The organism is Paenibacillus sp. G2S3, assembly GCF_030123105.1.
Lineage (GTDB): Bacteria > Bacillota > Bacilli > Paenibacillales > Paenibacillaceae > Paenibacillus_AQ.
Window position 1 is genome coordinate 3,968,078 of record NZ_CP126095.1, and the last position, 18,571, is coordinate 3,986,648.

The window sequence follows — 18,571 nt, forward strand, 5'->3', positions numbered from 1 at the left end:
TTAATCCAGATGGAATACATATCTTATTGACTTACTTCAGAGCGTGGTCCTTGATATTTTGATTTAAGAAAGACGGATGCCGGTAGAGTGGAAAGTAATTTCCAGTAATCGCAGTGTCACAGAGCGATATCATACGTTCATACACCTCAGGAAAAAATATTCGCTTACCTAAATAATAGTCCAGTGGCTCTAGCTGAGTAGCAAATCTTAGCTTGAAATGAAACAATTCATCGTTGCCTTTATATCCCCCACCGAGATGGAATTTTTCATACCCATTCTCCATCCCCCACACAGCTGCTGAGTGAATGAGATATTTGGTGGGTGACCACTGCAGATAAGCCCGATCCCAACCACATAAGTGATAATGCATCCATGGTTGATCAAGAAGCACAATACTTGCCGCTACTGCCTTTTCCCCATCCATCGCCTCGAACAGGGCTACCCGCCCTTCTTGCAAAAGGCTTGTATCTTCTATAAATTTTTGAGGGAAATAATAAAAGGGATCTGCTTGTAAATCATTTAACGTACCATAATATAACTCGATGAAAGGTTCGATCCGCTCCTTAAGATCCGACTTTCGAATGGTGAATGGAGCTGACTTTATTTTACGGATATTTCTTTTATGATTGCTGCCATAGTTCTGGATTAGCGCTGACTCTGAGCCAACTGTGAGATCCATATAAGCTGTATTCCGATTGAGCTCTGTAGTAAGCCCGTTTTGGAATTCGGTGGCATTGCCTATGAAAGGATGAAATCTTACAAACTCGGTCAGGATCCTTTTCGCTCTGCAGTAATCTGTGAACGTTTCACTGAATTGTCGGTACAGCTCCGTTCGTTCAGCTCCAATAGACACATTAGATATCGGTCCCCCGTATCCATAAGGTGTGCTGATGTCGTACCATTCCCCTTCAAGTCCCAGTTGGATGACTGCGGGAAGATGGCTAATGGAACGAAGTAAGTAAGGATAAATGATGAGCTTCTCACCTTGCTTAAAAACAAACAGCTCTGCTTGTTGATGATCATCATCCTCGAACAGCCGAAAAAAATCTGCTGCGAAATAAATATCCTTCCTATCCATCTGATTCAAATAAGCATCCCATTCTTCAGAATGCGAGCTATTAAGCACAATGAAATCACTCATACGTCGCCTCCAAAAAGTTATCTTAGCGTATGTTTCCTTGAGGTACTTCGAAAAACTTACTTCGGAAGCATTCGCTGCTAATCCAATATCTTGATCATACGTATACTTTCAGTGCTTAAGCTTAGCGCCGGGTCTCTCTCCCGTAAGAATGCATCGGATGAAAGCAATAACAGCTTTCTCTCCCGGTCTAGGTCGAGTAACACATCGGTTAATGGATATCCACCGGCCCAATCCCCACTTTGCAGTTGGATACGAAAATACTGCTCGCCGAGCCGACCCACAACTGAAGTCTTCTGCTTCGTTCTAATCCTAAAGGAAGAAAATCCGTACTTTAGATGATGTGCCTCTGCCATTGGGTAATCATCAATAATGTAAGCCACTTCTTCATCCTCCATTTCCGCTCCAGCAGCAATAACATCTGCACTAGCCGCAAATGAACGACCCAAATCCCTTACGTACCAGTAAGTACGTCCTTCTTCTTCAAAACCAAGACGAAGATACCAAGCATGAGCTTGTTCATTCCATGAGAACACATCCAGTACCAGCTTCTTAATGTCATCCCTCTCGGCTAATTTCTCTCCATACGCCATGAGCATTCCACCAATGCCATCCTTGCGATACGCTGCATCCACGTTTAAATTATTTAGCACCAACATTTGTTCCATTCTTCGCCATTCCGCAAATCCAATGAGCACTTCTCCACTATAGGCTCCAATCAACAATGTGGCTGAATGGCCTCCACACTTACAAGCCGCTTGTAGATATGCTGGATAACCATTACAAGCAAATATCGTTTGATTGTAAACATGCTCCGGTAAGTTACTCTTCAAGAGCCGGCATGCATGATGTATATCGTCCTCATGCAGCGGTCTAAACTGCACATTCATGCCTGGCCCTCCTTTTTATTCAGCCTATACTCATCCAGAGGTAAGCTATGCCGACCTGGATTGGCTACAACATCATCTTGGCGAATCACCTTCAAGACGGTTTTACATAATATCAGTGCATCAAGTCTGAAACTTAAATTCTCAACATAGGTGACATCATACGAAAGTCGATCTTTCCACGACGAAGTATTACGTCCTGACACCTGTGCTAATCCTGTAATTCCAGGTCTTACAGAGAAGCGAAGCTTCTCCTGTTCGGAGTAATAAGGGCTATACCGTATGAGCAAAGGTCTTGGCCCAATCAGGCTCATTTCGCCTTTTACAACATTGACCAATTGCGGCAGTTCATCCAGACTTAGCTTCCGGATCATTCCGCCAAACTTGATGTATCGTCGCTCATCTGGCAACGGCTGACCCTGCGAGTCATACAGTTCAGCCATGGTCCGAAATTTGTAGATGAAGAAGGGCTTCTCTCCCCGTCCCGGTCGTTGCTGCTTGAATAAGATTGGGCTTCCAAGCTTCATTCGAATCAACAACGCAACCACAGCCATGACTGGACTAAATATACATAACATAACGATCGCTCCCACAAGATCGAAGCCTCGTTTCATATGGCGATACATGTAAGTACTCCTCCCGCCTTTCTCTTAATCCGTAAAAAGACGTTCCTTCAGTGAGTTCACCTGTTTTAAATCAGCACTCCAGTAGTACACCTTAGTTCTGACTAGCGGATCAGAACCAAAACTGTTGTTGCCTGGAATCTGTTCGTATTTAAAATCCTCGGAAGTTATTCCCTTGAATAACCAAGCTAAGCTGAGCAAATCACTGTCACTGAAGCTTGTATCGATAATGTCTTTCTTTTCATGGAGTAATAATCCCGCCAGATCTGGAAGATGCTCAGGGCTCAATAGCTTATTGGCCACAGCTCTAACGATATTGAATTGCTCCTCTTGACGACTAAAGTCACCGTTCGGAGTAGAATACCGCGCCCTAGCAAGATAGAGAGCATGCACACCATCCAGATGTTGTTCGCCTTTTTTGATGGTAATCTCAGGAGTTATGGTCACATCCTGATTGATTACCATATCGATCCCACCGATCGAATCGATGAAATCACGAATACCGGAGAAGTTCGTCTTGATATAATGATGAATGGGGATATTCATAAAGTCGCTCACCGCTTGAATTAGCGTTAGCGTTCCTTGCTCATTCCCACCTTTGGACTCCCCCACAATATGAGCATGATTTATTTTGGTATATCCGACATTTTGTACGTAAACCCTTGTATCGCGCGGTACAGAGACGATGTTCACTTTGCGCTGTTCCGGCATCACATGCACAACCATGATCGTGTCTGCACGCGAAATTTCCCCACCCCAGGTGTCTGTTCCAATTAATACAACATTGAAGGATGAAGTTTTTTTATCGGATGCAGCTGGCGACGCTGTTGGTTCAGGTGTATTTAGTGACAGCGAAAGATCATCTGTATTTGCTGGGTTATTCAGAGCTCCATCCGCCTGCGTCTTCCCTACTGCTTCCACAGAAACTTTAGAGCCTGGTATCGTCAATGGATTAAGGACTGCCTTTTGAAAGCGCTGCTCAGGATTTAACACCCCTCTAACCCAGATCCCACCAACAACAATCACAATCAGAAAACCAATCAGGGCGAATCTTCCAATTCGCCTCATGACGATTTGCTTTCTTGTATATTCCTTGTCACTCTTCCCCCGAACACGCAATCTCTTTTTCCATCTATTCATCAACGGCTTCATCACTTAGATTCCCGCATGAACTTCGGATTTGATCCGTTCAAGCTCATGAGTAGCCACCTGTGGTTCTTCCTGAAAGCCCGAATAGCTTGGAATAAGCTGCTTTAATAATTTCTTAATCTGATAACTGCTTGGCACAAATTCGTACCGTTTGCACAAATTCTCCAGCACACCAAGGACCAAATTCAATTCGGATCTGGAAACACTTTGAGGCCGACTGATCATGATGCGATAGTTATTGGTGACCATCAATCCCTCCTCTTCTGTCAGGAGTTCCTCAAATAATTTCTCTCCGGGACGAATGCCCGTGACCACGATAGGGATATCTTTATCGGGTTCTAAGCCCGACAGACGTATTAAATCTCTTGCTAGATCGTATATCCGAACCGGCTTACCCATATCAAGCACGAACACCTCGCCACCTTGTGCCAGTACGCTCGCCTGGATAACCAATTGCACTGCTTCAGGGATCGTCATGAAATACCGCACCATATCCATATGGGTAACCGTAACCGGGCCACCACTCTCGATCTGTCTTTTGAATAACGGAATAACACTTCCCCGACTACCGAGAACATTACCGAAACGGACAGCAGCAAAAACCGTCTTGCTAGATGAATTCTGATCATTAATAATCATTTCTGCCGCTCGCTTTGTAGCTCCCATGACACTTGTTGGATTAACCGCTTTGTCCGAAGAGATCAGAATGAACCGCTTAGCACCATATTTGGCACTCGCTTCCGCTACATTCCTTGTTCCGATAACGTTGTTCTTTACCGCCTCCACTGGATTCATCTCCATAAGGGGCACATGTTTATGCGCAGCGGCGTGATACACAATCGTAGGTCGGAAATTCTGAAAAACACTATCGATCCGCGACACATCCTGAATATCAGCTATGATAGGTTGAATCTTCTGATCGGGATATAACTGGCGTAGCTCTTGTTCAATCAGGTAAATGCTGTTCTCACCATGACCAAGCAGCAACATTTCCTTCGGACGATACGCAGCTAGCTGACGGCACAGTTCTGAGCCAATGGAGCCTCCTGCACCCGTGATGAGAATACACTCACTCCCTAAATTCTCACGAATCTCTTCAGTATTAATCTCAACAGGAGTTCTACCCAGCAAATCATTTACGGACACTTCACGAATTCGATTGACTGCCATTTTCCCGTCCAAAATTTCTGTCATACTAGGCATTAGCTTAATCTGTGCTTTTGTTGATTTGCAGATCTCAATAATCTCCATTAAGTCGTTATGTGGCGCTGTCGGAAGGGCAATAATAATGAATGCAATGTCCAGCTGTTTCACGGCCTCGGGAATGAAATTTCGGTTACCCACAATCGGCAGCCCCATTACTTCCAGCTTTTGTTTAGATGCATCATCATCAATGAAGGCAACGGGATGCATAAATTTGAACCTTGAATGCTTGATATCTTTCGTAACGAGGATTCCAGCTTTACCAGCCCCAACGATTAGAAGATTACCTTCGAAGGCATCCTTCACACCCGTTGTCTCAAATCCATCATTTAGAAGACGTTTAACCATTCGTAACCCCACAATGCCCAGAAACACATAACCCGCTGCAAAATAGATAGAAATCGGTAGTCGATAGGAAGGAATTACTGCATGGGTGGATACGTTGACAGCAATCACTCCAACGAGGGTTAATACACTCACTTTTAGAAGCTGCAGTAACTCTCTCATTCCGGTGTATCGCCAGATATTGTTATACACTTTGAATCCAAATGAGAAGACCGCATACACCGCAATGTGAATCAATATTGCCCACGGAAGCATCCACACGTACATCTCAGGGATTTGAAAATCAAACCGAAGTAAAAACACAAGCCACACTGAAGCCGCAATAATCCCTGCATCCAACATGACCAAACGGACGATCCGCATTTTCATCACTTCTTTCTCCCTAATTAACTAAAAATTCATTTACTCGCCTTTTAAGTGAGAGTGAGTATTCAATCCCCCGATAGGCTGGCATGCATTTCAGACGGAACCCGCTTTCTTTCCTCCTTGTTTAGCGCTTCTATATAGATCGAGTCCATTTCACGGAGCACCGCAGGCAACCCGTAACGAATGATCCTCTCCTTGTTTGCTTCTCCCATTGCCGTAGTTAATGCTGGATCATCACGTAATTGAGTAAAAGCCTTAGCGGTAGCGGTAATATCACCAACAGGAACCAACATGCCTGTTGACTCATGTTCGATCAAATCATGAATCCCCCGAATATGAGTACCTATTACGGGTTTCCCTATTGCCATCGCCTCCATAATCGCCCGAGGTAGTCCCTCGCGATAAGACACAAGTGCAGCAACATCACATGCTCTGAGTAGATCCGGAATATCTCTACGGTACCCAAGCATATGCACCCGATCGCTGACAACCAGCCGATTAGCAAGTTCCAATAGAGTCTGCTCGAACGGTCCTGTACCCGCAAAAGCCAGATGGATGTTGCCTGCTTGAGACCCCAACTGACCCAGCGCTTCGATCAACTGCTTCTGGTTCTTGTTGGCGTTCAATTCAGCAACGCATAGGATGACGAAGGGAGGTTCATCCTGGTCACTCTTCGGCAGATCAAACAGTTGGCGTCGCCTATCTGCCTTCTCCGACGCAGTTTCAGGATGACCCTGTTCACTGCCGTAAACCTGGAGATCAAGTCCTACACCACTCACATAAGTCACCTTTTTCCGTATAGAAAATTTCTGGGCACGTTCATAATCTTCTCTATTTATGGTGATTAGCACATCTGTCCAGCGGGCCATTAACCTCTCGAGCGGATAATAAAGCATCCAGTTCAGAAAAGGAGCTCCCTTGAAAAAATGAAAACCATGCGCTGTATACAATGTGCAAGGTACACCTGCTTTATGGGCCGCAATCCGTCCGAGAATCGAAGCGACTGGCGTATGTACATGGATGAACTGGAACCCCTCCTCCTTGAAGCTTTCCGTTAGTATCCCTAGCGCTGCCCAGTTCTGCATCTGTAAAGGGCTACGCTGAATGGGCACATCATGGCACACGATCCCCTTCTCTTCTAATCGCAATCTCGCTTCCCCGGGCTGCGCATAAGCATGCACTTCACAACCTTTTTGCTGCAATAACGCCATGTAAGGTAGATGGAAACTCTCAAAATGCCCAAAAATGGAGGCTACAAAAGCAACTCTTACCGGCCCACAGTCTTCAGCAGGTATGCTCCCGAACCTCTTATTATTGCGCTTGTTGCGCTTGTTGCGCTTATTGCGCTTGTTCTGTTTGTTGTCGTAGGTTACGACCCGTTGACTTTTCAGTGCCCTTGGTTCGATATCGCTTCACTCCTTTCCATCCCGTATTCGTTAATCGGATGCAAGCTGCGTTCATAGCCATCATGAACCACCAATACCGCTGGAATAAGGCTTCAATACCCATCGAAAGTCCAATCATCGCTGCGTGAGACAGCAATAATGCCATAATGATCGGTCTGTTCACCCTATCTGCCGCGCGATAAGAACGGATCCCAACGATGAAGAACCAGATCATGAATCCGCCGTACACAATCAAGCCTAACAAGCCAAATTCTGTCATAAACCAGATCGGAGTATTATGGATAATAATCCGCAGTTCATAGTTATAGCTACCGAGTCCAATCCCTAATAATGGACTTTGAGCGATCCACTCCACAGCCTTCCCAATGATGTCTAGACGCGACTGAATCTGCGAGGGTCTGCTGGCCATATTCCCAAGCACATCCAGATAAGCTGTACCTTTATACAACAGCAATGCTCCAAACGCGACGCTAAACCCCATGCCGATCTTGAGAAGTCGAGAAGGATTAGTCAGCAGTAATGTAAGCAGAACAAGGAACAAACCTATCCATGACGAACGCGAAAAAGTCATTATTATGCCCCCGGCTAAGGTGATCGTCGCTAGCGTACTCACCCATCCCCTTAGCAGCTTCACCCCGTCTCCACTCGTCATGATATGAATGGCAAAAGCCGTAACTAGTAATCCGCCGTATGCATTCGGATCAATTAGCATCCCGGAGAGGCGACCGTCTTGCACCATAAACGGAACCTTCACTCCACTAAAAAAATCGAACAAAGCGACGCCATTGAAGATCAGCACACTGATCAAAAAAGCTCGTAGCATTTTATATAACCGATCCCAGCTGTCTACAGCCTGAACAAGCATGATGTAAGTGAGCAGTAGGAGTATAAACCCAAAATCTTTTTGCAATAGAGCGTATTGCGTAATGAATCCATTGCGCCAAATGGATACAAATGAAGCAAGGACGAAAATAAACAACATCCCCCAATGCCATGAACTGAACTGCCTCGGGTCCAATTTGAGGTGTAAACCTGCTGCAAACAAACCAAGCATTAAGAAAAGGTCAGAGGGTGCGATTCGAAATGCGCCACCAAAATCTATTTGAGCTGGAAGACAGATGATGTAACCCATAACCGCAAACAAAAATAAATTACGCATGGTGTAGGGTTTCCCTACAACGGATATAGATGTCATACAAGCCCCTACTTTCCTATGAGAAATTGCTTCTATGCGGCCAATTCCTGTTGTACCTGTTTTCTTGCCTGACGGATTACCAGGAAAAGTACGATTACACTGCCAATCATCTGAACGAATAAAGCCAAACTAGCCCCTATCGCAGCACCTATCACCCCAAAAACAGGTACGAATATTAGACAAGAAAGCCCATTAGTAATCACCGAACAAAGAAACAATGGAATCTGGGTTTTGTATTTTCCGGTAGCCGTTATGGCATACCACAGGTAAGACGAAACAAATACCAACAAGGTAGAAACGAGCAACCAATGAAATAAACCTATCTCTTTAGCCACATCCGGACTAAATAATAGGGTTAGTAGCTGAGACCCAAACATCCATCCGATCAAACTAGCAACTGCACTAATTCCAATACCCATTGCAATCATTCGACTGAGTAAAGAGACAAACTCCTTATGTCGTCCAGCAGCATGCCAACGGGCAAGACGTGGTGTTATAGCTTCACCGAGTGCAGTAACAACAACATTGCAGGCAACGATCATGTATGAGAGCGTAGCGTATACACCTAAGTCATGTTCCCCTCTAAAGTAAGAGATCGCATAAAGTGGAATATTAGTATTTAGCGACATCAACGCGAGCACAATGCCAAGGGGTGAACTAATGATAAGCAAGCCCCATAAGCGTCTCTTGTTAAAAAGCGGCTTAATCGATGTATACACTCTCGCTTTGCGAGCATCGTATCCAATCGTTATCGCTAACCACCCGATGATCATGACTAATAACGCTAGAATGAGACTCTGTGTAGGGATAAATACGAGGGCGAAGACAAGTATGGAGAACAATCCTTTAGCAGTTCTTGAGAAAGAGATTTGATCCAGCCTCTCCTGTTTCTGAACGATACCTAACAAAATATCGCTGACCGACTCAACAATTCTATACAATCCGATGAAAAATATGACTAAAGCTGTATTCCAATCAAAACTACTTATGATGCAACAACCTGCTGTAATCATGAACGCAGCAGCGGTTGTCACAAGACGGAGACCAAAAAAATCTCCAAAAAGATATTTTCCCGAGGTATCAACGATCAAGACCGAACGCAGATGCAGATGCGACAGCATGAAGATGGGAGCAGTCACCGCAAGCCCTAACGAATATTGCCCAACGATTTCGGTTGAGCCAAATTTATTAAGTAGAACTACAATCACGAACTGAGCACCAGCGTAAGTGATATTTCCGAATAAATAACGAAGAGAAGCAAATGTCATAAACGTTAAACCATTCCGGAAGAGGAAGCCCAATCGGCAAAATCTTCACCGCGAATCTTGTAGCGCTTGCTACTCTTTCGATAATTCAAAACCGCTCCCAATACATGTGCCCCTTGCTGCTCAAGCATCTGCTTCGCAGAGTTCGTATGCTTCAAGAGCACTTTTCCGGATTTAACAACTAACAATACCCCCTCGGTCATTTTTGCCAAGATAAGAGCATCCGAGAAGGGCATTAACACCGAAGATGAATCGATGACAATCGTATCAAATCGCTCGCTAAGCTCTGCGAATAACCTCGTCATTCCCGTTGATCCTAGTAAGTCAGCCGGATTGGGGGAGATTGGACCAGAGGTCAGTACAGAAAGCCCTTCTGAATCCTCAATAGAAAAAATACAATCCTCAATACGGGTTTGATCCACTAGAATGCTACTTAATCCGACCCAATTAGGTAGATCGAATGCCTTATGCACAGTTGGTGTGCGCAAATCTCCATCGATCAGCAGCACGGTTCTACCCGTTTCCGCCATGGCTATAGCCAAGTTCATCGCGACTGTCGACTTGCCCTCATCTGGAAGAGAGCTTGTGACTAATAAAGAACGGATTTCTCCACCTACTCGGGTATAGCGAATATTGGAGCGTATCGTTCGGAATTGATCTCCATTAGATGACTTCGGTTGTTCCAGGCAATACAATTTTGGCGTTTTCTTCTTCATGTCTGCTGGCTCCTTCTACTGAATTGGATTTCGACTTCGCCCGCCGTTTCCGTGGCTTCAATTTCCCCACCGTTCCCAGAAGAGGAAGCTGCAAATCCAACTGAATGTTTTTGGCGCTTCTCACAGGTTTCTCTGCCAATTCCCGTAGAATGGAAAAAGCGACCCCAGCAATCAATGAAAGTCCGAAAGCAACGACCATATTAAAGACAGGCTTGGGTGAGATCGCTTCAAAAGGAACCTTCGCTCGGTCGAGAAACACAACATTTTCAACCCCCATAATCGCTTGGATGTTCTCGTTGAAGGCCTCCCCAAAGCCATTAGCAATATTCGTTGCCCGCTGAGCACTAGAATCTGTCACAATTACCGTCGTCACGAGTGACTCACTACTTGTTCTTGTCTTAACTTTTTCTAATAGTTTTTCAGGGGTCATATTTAATTGCAGCCTTCTAACGACCTCTTCAGCGATTCTGCTGCTTCGAATAATTTCCCCGTAAGTGGTTACTAGTTTTTGCCCTGCCATAATGTCATTAATTGCTTTCTGCTGCCTGTCCCCTTGAATAAGAATAGAAGCTGTCGCCTCATATTTCGGCTTCAAAACATAATAGCTTACGAAGCTAGCGAGACCGACTGCAACGATACATAACACAATGATGAACAGCAGCCTACGTTTCACTAGTTTCAAAATGCTGCCCAGTTCAAATTCCATCGTTCATTTCTCCTAACAGTTGATGTATTTTCGTCTTCTTCAACAAGAAGTATTATTGTATATTCTTATTCTCGTCCGCCCAATATATGTCCAATATAAGCTGAAAATTTATAAGTCTTCATTTTAATAGAACCACTCGAGCTCTCTATTAAATTCCAACACAAATAGGCAGCCTTCCAGCAAAATCATACTGGTAGACTGCCTTATTTATTTACTGCTTTGCTCTTTAAATATATATTTTAACGATGATTTTTGAGAAACTCTTACGAGACATTTTTGCGTTTCAGGATGTGATAGACATTGCTGAACATCCCCGACAGAATACCGGCAATCGGGAACACGGCCCAATTGACATCCCAGCGCTGATAGACAAAACCTGTGAACAAGAAGATCACTGTCCACAACACTGCCCCTACAACTCCAATAAATCGTTCCACTTCCTTCTTCAGTACAGTGACTTTAGACTCCTCCAGCAGCTTCGTAAACGCGCCTTGAATGTTTCCATAATAGATAAATAGGAACACTGCCACTGCTGCGATCAGTAGGAAGGCCGAGACTCCATAAGGAGTGAAGTCATCATTGACAAATGAAGTTGCGAAGATAAAAGCTAACGACAACACGCATATGCAAACTCCAGTATTCCAACAAGTCCTAACATCGAGCCTTTATCAGCCACAATAGCATTTTTATTTTCAAACAGTGTATCAAGACCAATCAGAAGCGCCACCCCACACGCGCAGAGAAAAACGCCGATACCGGTCCATAGCCCTGAGCTACGTCTGGCAGCCATATAAGTATACGTCTCTTCTTCCGTCAGCACAGGCAAATTCACAACCTGCTCCGATTCGACAGGATGGATACCGAGCTCAGCGGTCAGCTCCTCAATATTACCGAATTCTGAAATAACGATGCCGATCGCTTCATTCTCCGACTTACCATCATGCTTCAACTCCTGATACTTCTCCTCCATCCCGGACAGCAGCTACTGCTTCAGATGTTCAAGTTCTGGGGTTTTTGGCAGACTAGCGAACATATTATCCAGATACACTACAATCGTCTCCATGCTCTATCACCACTCCCTGATAAATTGGTTAACAACTTCCTGTGTAACCTTCCATTCCTCACATTTCTCTTTGTAATAGGCGAGACCTAGCGGAGTAATCCGGTAATACGTGCGCCGCTTGCCGAGACTCTCATCTTGAAAAAAGGATTCAGTGTAACCGTTCTTCTCTAACCGTGTAAAGGCGGAATACAATGTTGTCTCCTTCATAATGTACTTCTCCTGTGTCAGCTGCCTGATGTTTTTGGAAATTTCATACCCATAGGATTCTCCATCCATAAGCATGTAAAGGATCAGCGTATCATTGTAGCCACGTATAACATCACTGCTGATCAAAAATGATATACCTCCTCGATTACTTCATCTGTCGTAGTAGTTGCGGTATATCACAATTGCTACGACAGATGAAGTAGTTTAGGGAGAAATATACCTGCGTTTGATTTTTCACAAAAAGAAAAAACGTCCGCTTAAGGACGTCCGATTGAACATTCTATTTTTGAGGTTGTTAAATCCAATCAGATTTATCTCTATAATTACACACTGGACGTTTTTATACATATATTTACCCAACCATTTTTATGATCTTCGAATACAGTATACAAAAGAAAAAAATGCATAAAACGACGAAGTTGTGTTTACAACTTGTGGTTTAGGTAGATTCCAACCAAATGATAGAGAGGATAACGATATAAGTTAAAAAAAAGAAAGGAAAATGTTGAAATGGTACTGCTCTCAACAGGCCCCATTGAAAATAATATTTCAGAGGTAAGCGGAATTAGACCGTCTCAAACCGTGACCGTGAAGATTGATAACCCCGATTCAGTTAGTATTTTTAGCGTGCTGATTTCAGGTTATTACTTAGATGGTGTTAGAACGTTATATGTAGAAGAGCTACTGAATGTTCTCCCTAATCAGGTGATTACTAAAGATTATTACGCAAATTTCGATGGTTTTGAATTTGTTTTTTTCATATTAGATTTGGCAGCACCTGAAGCACAAATTTCGGTTTGGGGTAAGAACCTTGAGGGCGTACTTATTGCGGCCCATCGGTTGGTTTCGAATGAATTAGTAGGAGAAGGTTTTGGGGGGCATGGAGTAACTGGGGCGACGGGCGTGACGGGCTCCACTGGCGGAACCGGAGCGACTGGGGCTAATGGGGCGACTGGTGTGACAGGTGCTACTGGGGGCACCGGTGTTACTGGGGCGACGGGTTTCACTGGTGCTACGGGTGTTACTGGTGACACCGGGACTACTGGGGCGACGGGTTCCACTGGGGACACCGGAGCGACTGGGGCGACGGGCGCTACTGGAATCACCGGTGTTACTGGGGCGACGGGCGCTACTGGAATCACCGGGACTACTGGGGCTACTGGTGACACCGGGACTACTGGGGCGACGGGCGCTACTGGAATCACCGGGACTACTGGGGCGACGGGCGCTACTGGAATCACCGGGACTACTGGGGCGACGGGCACTACTGGAATCACCGGTGTTACTGGGGCTTCGGGCGCTACTGGAATCACCGGTGTTACTGGTGACACCGGAGCGACAGGAGCGACTGGGGCAACGGGTGCTACTGGTGACACCGGGACTACTGGGGCGACGGGCGCTACTGGAATCACCGGTGTTACTGGGGCTTCGGGCGCTACTGGAATCACCGGTGCTACTGGTGACACCGGAGCGACAGGAGCGACTGGGGCAACGGGTGCTACTGGTGACACCGGAGCGACTGGGGCGACGGGTTCCACTGGGGACACCGGAGCGACTGGGGCGACGGGTGCTACTGGTGACACCGGAGCGACTGGGGCGACGGGTTCCACTGGGGACACCGGAGCGACTGGGGCGACGGGTTCCACTGGGGACACCGGAGCGACTGGGGCGACGGGTGCTACTGGGGGCACCGGAGCGACGGGGGTTTCGGGCGCTACTGGTATCACCGGTGTTACTGGGGCGACGGGCGCTACTGGTATCACCGGTGTTACTGGGGCCACGGGCGCTACTGGTATCACCGGGGCTACTGGGGTGACGGGTACTACTGGTGACACCGGAGCGACTGGGGCGACGGGTGCTACTGGAATCACCGGTGTTACTGGGGCGACGGGTTCCACTGGGGACACCGGGGCTACTGGGGTGACGGGTGCTACTGGGGGCACCGGAGCGACTGGGGCGACGGGTGCTACTGGTGACACCGGTGCTACTGGGGCGACGGGTTCCACTGGGGACACCGGAGCAACTGGGGCGACGGGTTCCACTGGGGACACCGGAGCGACTGGGGCGACTGGGGCGACGGGTGCTACTGGTGACACCGGAGCGACTGGGGCGACGGGTGCTACTGGGGGCACCGGAGCGACTGGGGCGACGGGTGCTACTGGGGGCACCGGAGCGACTGGGGCGACGGGTGCTACTGGTGACACCGGTGCGACTGGGGCGACGGGTTCCACTGGGGACACCGGAGCGACTGGGGCGACGGGCGCTACTGGTATCACCGGTGTTACTGGGGCGACGGGCGCAACTGGTATCACCGGTGTTACTGGTGCTACGGGTTCCACTGGTGATACAGGGGCTACAGGAGCTACTGGTCAGGGCCTATCAGCTTATGGTTATGTTTTCAATACAGCTAGTCAGACAGTTGCAGCAGAAACGGATATAACTTTCGATAGCAATGGAAATCTTGATAACATCACCCACACTCCAGATACATCAGAAATAATGATTTCTAACGCTGGCGACTATGCCGTATTTTATATAGTAACTGCAGTAGAAGCTAACCAATTTACTTTGTATCAGAATGGAGCCCCTGTTGGTGGTAGTATTTATGGCTCTGGTGCGGGCACTCAACCTAATCCAGGCATGATTATTATTACTGCGGCCGCTAATGATGTACTGACTTTAAGAAATCATTCCAGCGCCTCAAGCGTTACTTTGCAAACTAATGCAGGAGGATCCCAAATAAATTCAAATGCCTCAATTCTTATTCTAAAAATAAGCTCTTAAAATCACAAGAAATTCACTCTAAACAAGTTTTAGTTTAAAAAGTATAAGCCGCTATCATGGGATATCCCTTAGATAACGGCTTTTTTATCATTCCTATTATCGTTATTATGACAGCAAACGGATTAATTCAACTAAAGAATTCATACTGCATAATTTTTATACATTCCCTAAATATCCACATATTAAACTAACTAACAAAACACAAAAAAACGGCAACTCTGCCGTTTTTTCATTTCTAAAATTATGTCCGGCGCATATATGCACGCACGGTAATAGGTGCAAATATCGCTACAATGACAGCAGCTCCAATAAGAGAAATTGCAAAGTCCCAACCTACGGTTCCATAGTTAGTAAGCTGTCGTACAGCAGAAACGAGATGTGAGATTGGATTGACTTTAACAAACCATTGTAACCAGTTAGGTAGCGTATCGACAGGCACGAATGCGTTAGATAGAAACGTAAGTGGGAACAACACAATCATTGATATCCCCTGCACACTAGAAGCAGTTCGCGCAATCACACCGAAGAAAGCGAAGATCCAGCTAATCGACCAAGCACAGACAATAACTAGAAGCGCAGCAAATGCGACATGTTCCAGACCACCATCAGGACGGTAACCCATAATGTAGCCCATGGTAAATGTAAGCACAGTAGCAATCGTGTATCTAATCGTGTCTGCCAACAAGGCTCCCGCTAACGGAGCTATCCGAGCAATTGGCAGTGACTTGAATCGGTCGAACACGCCTTTATCCATGTCCTCACGTAATTGGACGCCAGTAACGATGGAGGTAGTGATGACGGTCTGCACAAGAATTCCGGGGATAATAACAGGCAAATAACTTACCACATCACCTGATATAGCCCCTCCAAAGATATAGGTAAACATCAGCGTGAAAATGATTGGCTGAAGCGTAACGTCGAACAATTGCTCAGGGGTACGTCGAATTTTCAGGATCCCACGATATGCCATTGTTAAAGAATTGCGTACGGATTGACGGAAACTCGTATGGTTTTTCAATTGGCGGTTAACACCTGGATTTATTGTAGTAGTTCTCATACTCTTGCTGCCTCCTTAACCTTTGACTCTTGGGATGCTGTTGACGCATCATCCGTAGCACCATGACCAGTAATCGTTAGGAATACTTCATCAAGGGTCGGTTTCTGCACACTCATCTCAGCCAAGAGAATACCTTCCTCACGAAGCGAAATAAGCAGGTCTGTAACTAAATCGGCGTTCGCCATCGGTGCAGTTATTTTCCCGGTTTCGTACGATACCACGGACTGAACTTGGAGCACATGTTCTACGCGCTGGCGAGCTAGTTCAATATCTTTTAGATTTTGAACTTTCAGGTGTAGTGATGTGGTACCCACTGACGCTTTCAAATCATCCGCGGTACCCTCTGCGACGACTTGCCCGCGATCGATAACTGCGATCCGATCAGCCAGTTGATCTGCTTCTTCAAGGTACTGTGTAGTCAGAAGAACCGTTGATCCCGTATTCACTAACCTACGAATGGTATCCCACATTTGTGAACGAGTTCGAGGATCAAGCCCTGTAGTTGGTTCATCCAGGAAAATTAAAGGGGGTTGTGCAATAAGGCTAGCTGCCAAATCCAGACGACGACGCATACCGCCAGAGAAATTTCGAAGGGGCCGTTTAGCCGCCTCAGTCAAACCAAACTCTTCCAGCAGCTCTGTTGCTTTTTGCCGCGACTCTGCGCGCCCAAGCCCTAATAGCCGAGAGAAGATAATCAGATTCTCTGTAGCACTTAATGATTCATCGACTGAGGCATATTGCCCTGTCACACCAATTAATTGCCTAACAATCTGCGATTCCTTCACGACATCGTGCCCGAAGATTCGCGCTGAACCTGCATCGGGGCGAAGTAAGGTAGCCAGCATCCGAATGACAGTAGTCTTTCCGGCCCCATTTGGACCAAGGACACCATAAATCGTACCTGTTTTCACGTTCAAATTCACGCCATCCACCGCGCGATTGTCACCGAATGTTTTGACCAGTCCACGCGCCTCGACGGCCCACTCGTCATGGTCTGGTGTTAGAATCTTGTTCTGTACATGCACCATTGTTATTCCTCCAACGTTTCAGATTATATTGTGATGATAAACGCCATTTATAAACTGAATTTAAACTAAGGTTAAAAGCTGAGTTTATAAATGAAATCTGCTTTCCGTTGAAAGCTATCCTGTAAATGCACAAATAACGGTGTAGCTCAATGCTACACCGTTTATTCTTTCAAAAATGCTTCTGCTTTGTCCATATGTTCATCTATTACCTGACCAGCAATACGTTCGGACACCAGAATCCTTATTACTAACATTTGCGCTGTTTTGGAATGCTAACGGACTCCATGATCTGATTGACATTCTTTATAGCCTTATCCCATAGCAAAAAGACGCTATCATCGGATAACCCATAAATAGCGTCTTTAATAATTTATGTACGGGACATATAAGTTTTATTATGCGTTCAAATCCGTCATTGCTGGAATTTGAATTTCTTTGACACAGGAAGCTCTAGAAAGATTAACGACACATTTCACAATGGAGACAATATCCTGAACAGGAATTCTTGTGCTATAAGGAATTTCTGCTGCCAGCTCACCCGGATTCACACAAGTTACTGCAATGCCATCCTTACGAACATGCTCACGCAATGCATGTGTAATGCCACGCAGACCGAACTTTGAAGCTACAAATGATACCTGGTCATTATTGGTATGGTCCAGTCCTGCTGTGGAGCCAATTAGTATAATTTTCCCTGCTTCCGATTGGCGAAGATTAGGCAGTACTGCCTGTATGCAGGTAATCGTCGAAGTTATATTCACATTTATAATGTTGGCAATGTCACTCGCCTTATCCTTGTCAAAGTTATAGTGAGCTTCAAAACCTTCTTTCTCCCAAATGCCTACGTTATAAACGAGAACATCAATCTTCTCCGATTGAATGCCCTTTGATAAGACTTGCGCGGCATCTGCCTGCGATAGATCTACTGCTATCCATTTTCGTTTTATGCCATCATTAAGATCCAGACTGCCTGGTCTGCTTCTGGAAACGATCCATACTTGATCGCCAGGATCAGGCAGCCCTTTCACAAATGCATCTCCCAGACCTTTACTTGCTCCCAAAATCAGATAGTTTCTCATACCGTCTTCCTTCCATGTTTATCATTCTATTTTCATATCATATTACCATCGATGAACATGAAGAAGAAGAGTTAGAAGTCGAAATTAGGCAATTAACTTTTAAAAAAGCCACTATCATGGAGTACCCATAGACAGTGGCTTTTGTTAAATTATGTCCGGCGCATATATGCACGTACGGTAATCGGTGCAAATATCGCTACAATGACAGCAGCTCCGATCAAAGAGATAGTGAAATCCCAACCTACGGTTCCATAGTTAGTAAGTTGTCATACAGCTGAAACGAGGTTTTATGTGAAGCTGTCTCATTTGGGTCCAGTGACAAACCGTGCGTTTACTTCATCGAAGCAAAATATT

The 18,571-nt window shown here is 45.7% G+C and carries 17 protein-coding genes and 1 pseudogene; 1 reads left to right on the top strand and 17 read right to left on the bottom strand.

All coding sequences use genetic code 11. The annotated features are described in order from the left end of the window. Window positions 1–31: 31 nt before the first annotated feature. The 13 genes from QNH28_RS17240 to QNH28_RS17300 form a co-directional block, all read right to left on the bottom strand. Window positions 32–1,141 carry a GNAT family N-acetyltransferase gene (locus QNH28_RS17240; RefSeq protein WP_283907776.1) on the bottom strand — a complete coding sequence of 370 codons (1,110 nt, stop codon included), beginning with the start codon at window positions 1,139–1,141 and terminating at the stop codon, window positions 32–34. Window positions 1,142–1,218: 77 nt separating this feature from the next. Then, window positions 1,219–2,028 (bottom strand): GNAT family N-acetyltransferase, encoded by an 810-nt coding sequence (locus tag QNH28_RS17245; RefSeq protein ID WP_283907777.1) that lies wholly within the window; start codon window positions 2,026–2,028, stop codon window positions 1,219–1,221. Then, the gene (locus QNH28_RS17250; protein WP_283907778.1) at window positions 2,025–2,651 is read right to left on the bottom strand and encodes a sugar transferase; all 627 of its coding nucleotides are present in this window, start codon (window positions 2,649–2,651) and stop codon (window positions 2,025–2,027) included. The genes QNH28_RS17245 and QNH28_RS17250 overlap by 4 nt, the downstream gene beginning before the upstream one ends. Window positions 2,652–2,675: 24 nt before the next feature. Next, the gene (locus QNH28_RS17255; protein WP_283907779.1) at window positions 2,676–3,716 is read right to left on the bottom strand and encodes an LCP family protein; all 1,041 of its coding nucleotides are present in this window, start codon (window positions 3,714–3,716) and stop codon (window positions 2,676–2,678) included. 87 nt (window positions 3,717–3,803) lie between these two features. After that, complete coding sequence (locus QNH28_RS17260) at window positions 3,804–5,714, bottom strand: polysaccharide biosynthesis protein (protein ID WP_283907780.1); 1,911 nt, start codon at window positions 5,712–5,714, stop codon at window positions 3,804–3,806. Between the two features lie 62 nt (window positions 5,715–5,776). After that, window positions 5,777–7,117 carry a glycosyltransferase family 4 protein gene (locus QNH28_RS17265; protein WP_349655069.1) on the bottom strand — a complete coding sequence of 447 codons (1,341 nt, stop codon included), beginning with the start codon at window positions 7,115–7,117 and terminating at the stop codon, window positions 5,777–5,779. Beyond that, a complete protein-coding gene (locus QNH28_RS17270; protein ID WP_283907782.1) occupies window positions 7,050–8,276 on the bottom strand; it encodes an O-antigen ligase family protein in 1,227 nt (408 codons plus the stop codon). The genes QNH28_RS17265 and QNH28_RS17270 overlap by 68 nt, the downstream gene beginning before the upstream one ends. A 68-nt stretch (window positions 8,277–8,344) precedes the next feature. Beyond that, the gene (locus QNH28_RS17275; protein WP_283907783.1) at window positions 8,345–9,580 is read right to left on the bottom strand and encodes an oligosaccharide flippase family protein; all 1,236 of its coding nucleotides are present in this window, start codon (window positions 9,578–9,580) and stop codon (window positions 8,345–8,347) included. Between the two features lie 5 nt (window positions 9,581–9,585). Beyond that, the gene (locus tag QNH28_RS17280; protein ID WP_283907784.1) at window positions 9,586–10,293 is read right to left on the bottom strand and encodes a CpsD/CapB family tyrosine-protein kinase; all 708 of its coding nucleotides are present in this window, start codon (window positions 10,291–10,293) and stop codon (window positions 9,586–9,588) included. Then, window positions 10,241–10,999 (bottom strand): YveK family protein, encoded by a 759-nt coding sequence (locus tag QNH28_RS17285; RefSeq protein ID WP_283907785.1) that lies wholly within the window; start codon window positions 10,997–10,999, stop codon window positions 10,241–10,243. Before QNH28_RS17285 ends, QNH28_RS17280 begins: the two co-directional genes overlap by 53 nt. 263 nt (window positions 11,000–11,262) lie before the next feature. Beyond that, window positions 11,263–11,619 (bottom strand): hypothetical protein, encoded by a 357-nt coding sequence (locus QNH28_RS17290; protein WP_283907786.1) that lies wholly within the window; start codon window positions 11,617–11,619, stop codon window positions 11,263–11,265. Continuing rightward, window positions 11,607–11,969: a permease prefix domain 1-containing protein gene (locus QNH28_RS17295; protein ID WP_283907787.1), complete on the bottom strand. Its 363-nt coding sequence runs from the start codon at window positions 11,967–11,969 to the stop codon at window positions 11,607–11,609. Before QNH28_RS17295 ends, QNH28_RS17290 begins: the two co-directional genes overlap by 13 nt. Before the next feature lie 99 nt (window positions 11,970–12,068). Then, on the bottom strand, window positions 12,069–12,395 hold the full coding sequence (locus tag QNH28_RS17300; protein ID WP_283907788.1) for a PadR family transcriptional regulator: 327 nt from the start codon (window positions 12,393–12,395) through the stop codon (window positions 12,069–12,071). A gap of 384 nt (window positions 12,396–12,779) precedes the next feature. On the opposite strand from QNH28_RS17300, the gene QNH28_RS17305 reads away from it, so the two are divergent. Further along, on the top strand, window positions 12,780–15,053 hold the full coding sequence (locus tag QNH28_RS17305; RefSeq protein WP_283907789.1) for a collagen-like protein: 2,274 nt from the start codon (window positions 12,780–12,782) through the stop codon (window positions 15,051–15,053). A 241-nt stretch (window positions 15,054–15,294) separates the two neighbouring features. Here QNH28_RS17305 and QNH28_RS17310 read toward each other — a convergent pair whose 3' ends face one another. The 4 genes and pseudogenes from QNH28_RS17310 to QNH28_RS17325 form a co-directional block, all read right to left on the bottom strand. Then, the gene (locus QNH28_RS17310; protein ID WP_283907790.1) at window positions 15,295–16,110 is read right to left on the bottom strand and encodes an ABC transporter permease; all 816 of its coding nucleotides are present in this window, start codon (window positions 16,108–16,110) and stop codon (window positions 15,295–15,297) included. Then, window positions 16,107–17,138: an ATP-binding cassette domain-containing protein gene (locus tag QNH28_RS17315; RefSeq protein WP_283907791.1), complete on the bottom strand. Its 1,032-nt coding sequence runs from the start codon at window positions 17,136–17,138 to the stop codon at window positions 16,107–16,109. The genes QNH28_RS17310 and QNH28_RS17315 overlap by 4 nt, the downstream gene beginning before the upstream one ends. A gap of 395 nt (window positions 17,139–17,533) precedes the next feature. Further along, window positions 17,534–18,217, bottom strand: coding sequence for an SDR family NAD(P)-dependent oxidoreductase (locus QNH28_RS17320; RefSeq protein WP_283907792.1), 684 nt, complete (start codon window positions 18,215–18,217; stop codon window positions 17,534–17,536). A 149-nt stretch (window positions 18,218–18,366) separates the two neighbouring features. Further along, window positions 18,367–18,480, bottom strand: a pseudogene (locus tag QNH28_RS17325) (ABC transporter permease); the annotation flags it as partial. Window positions 18,481–18,571: the final 91 nt, after the last annotated feature.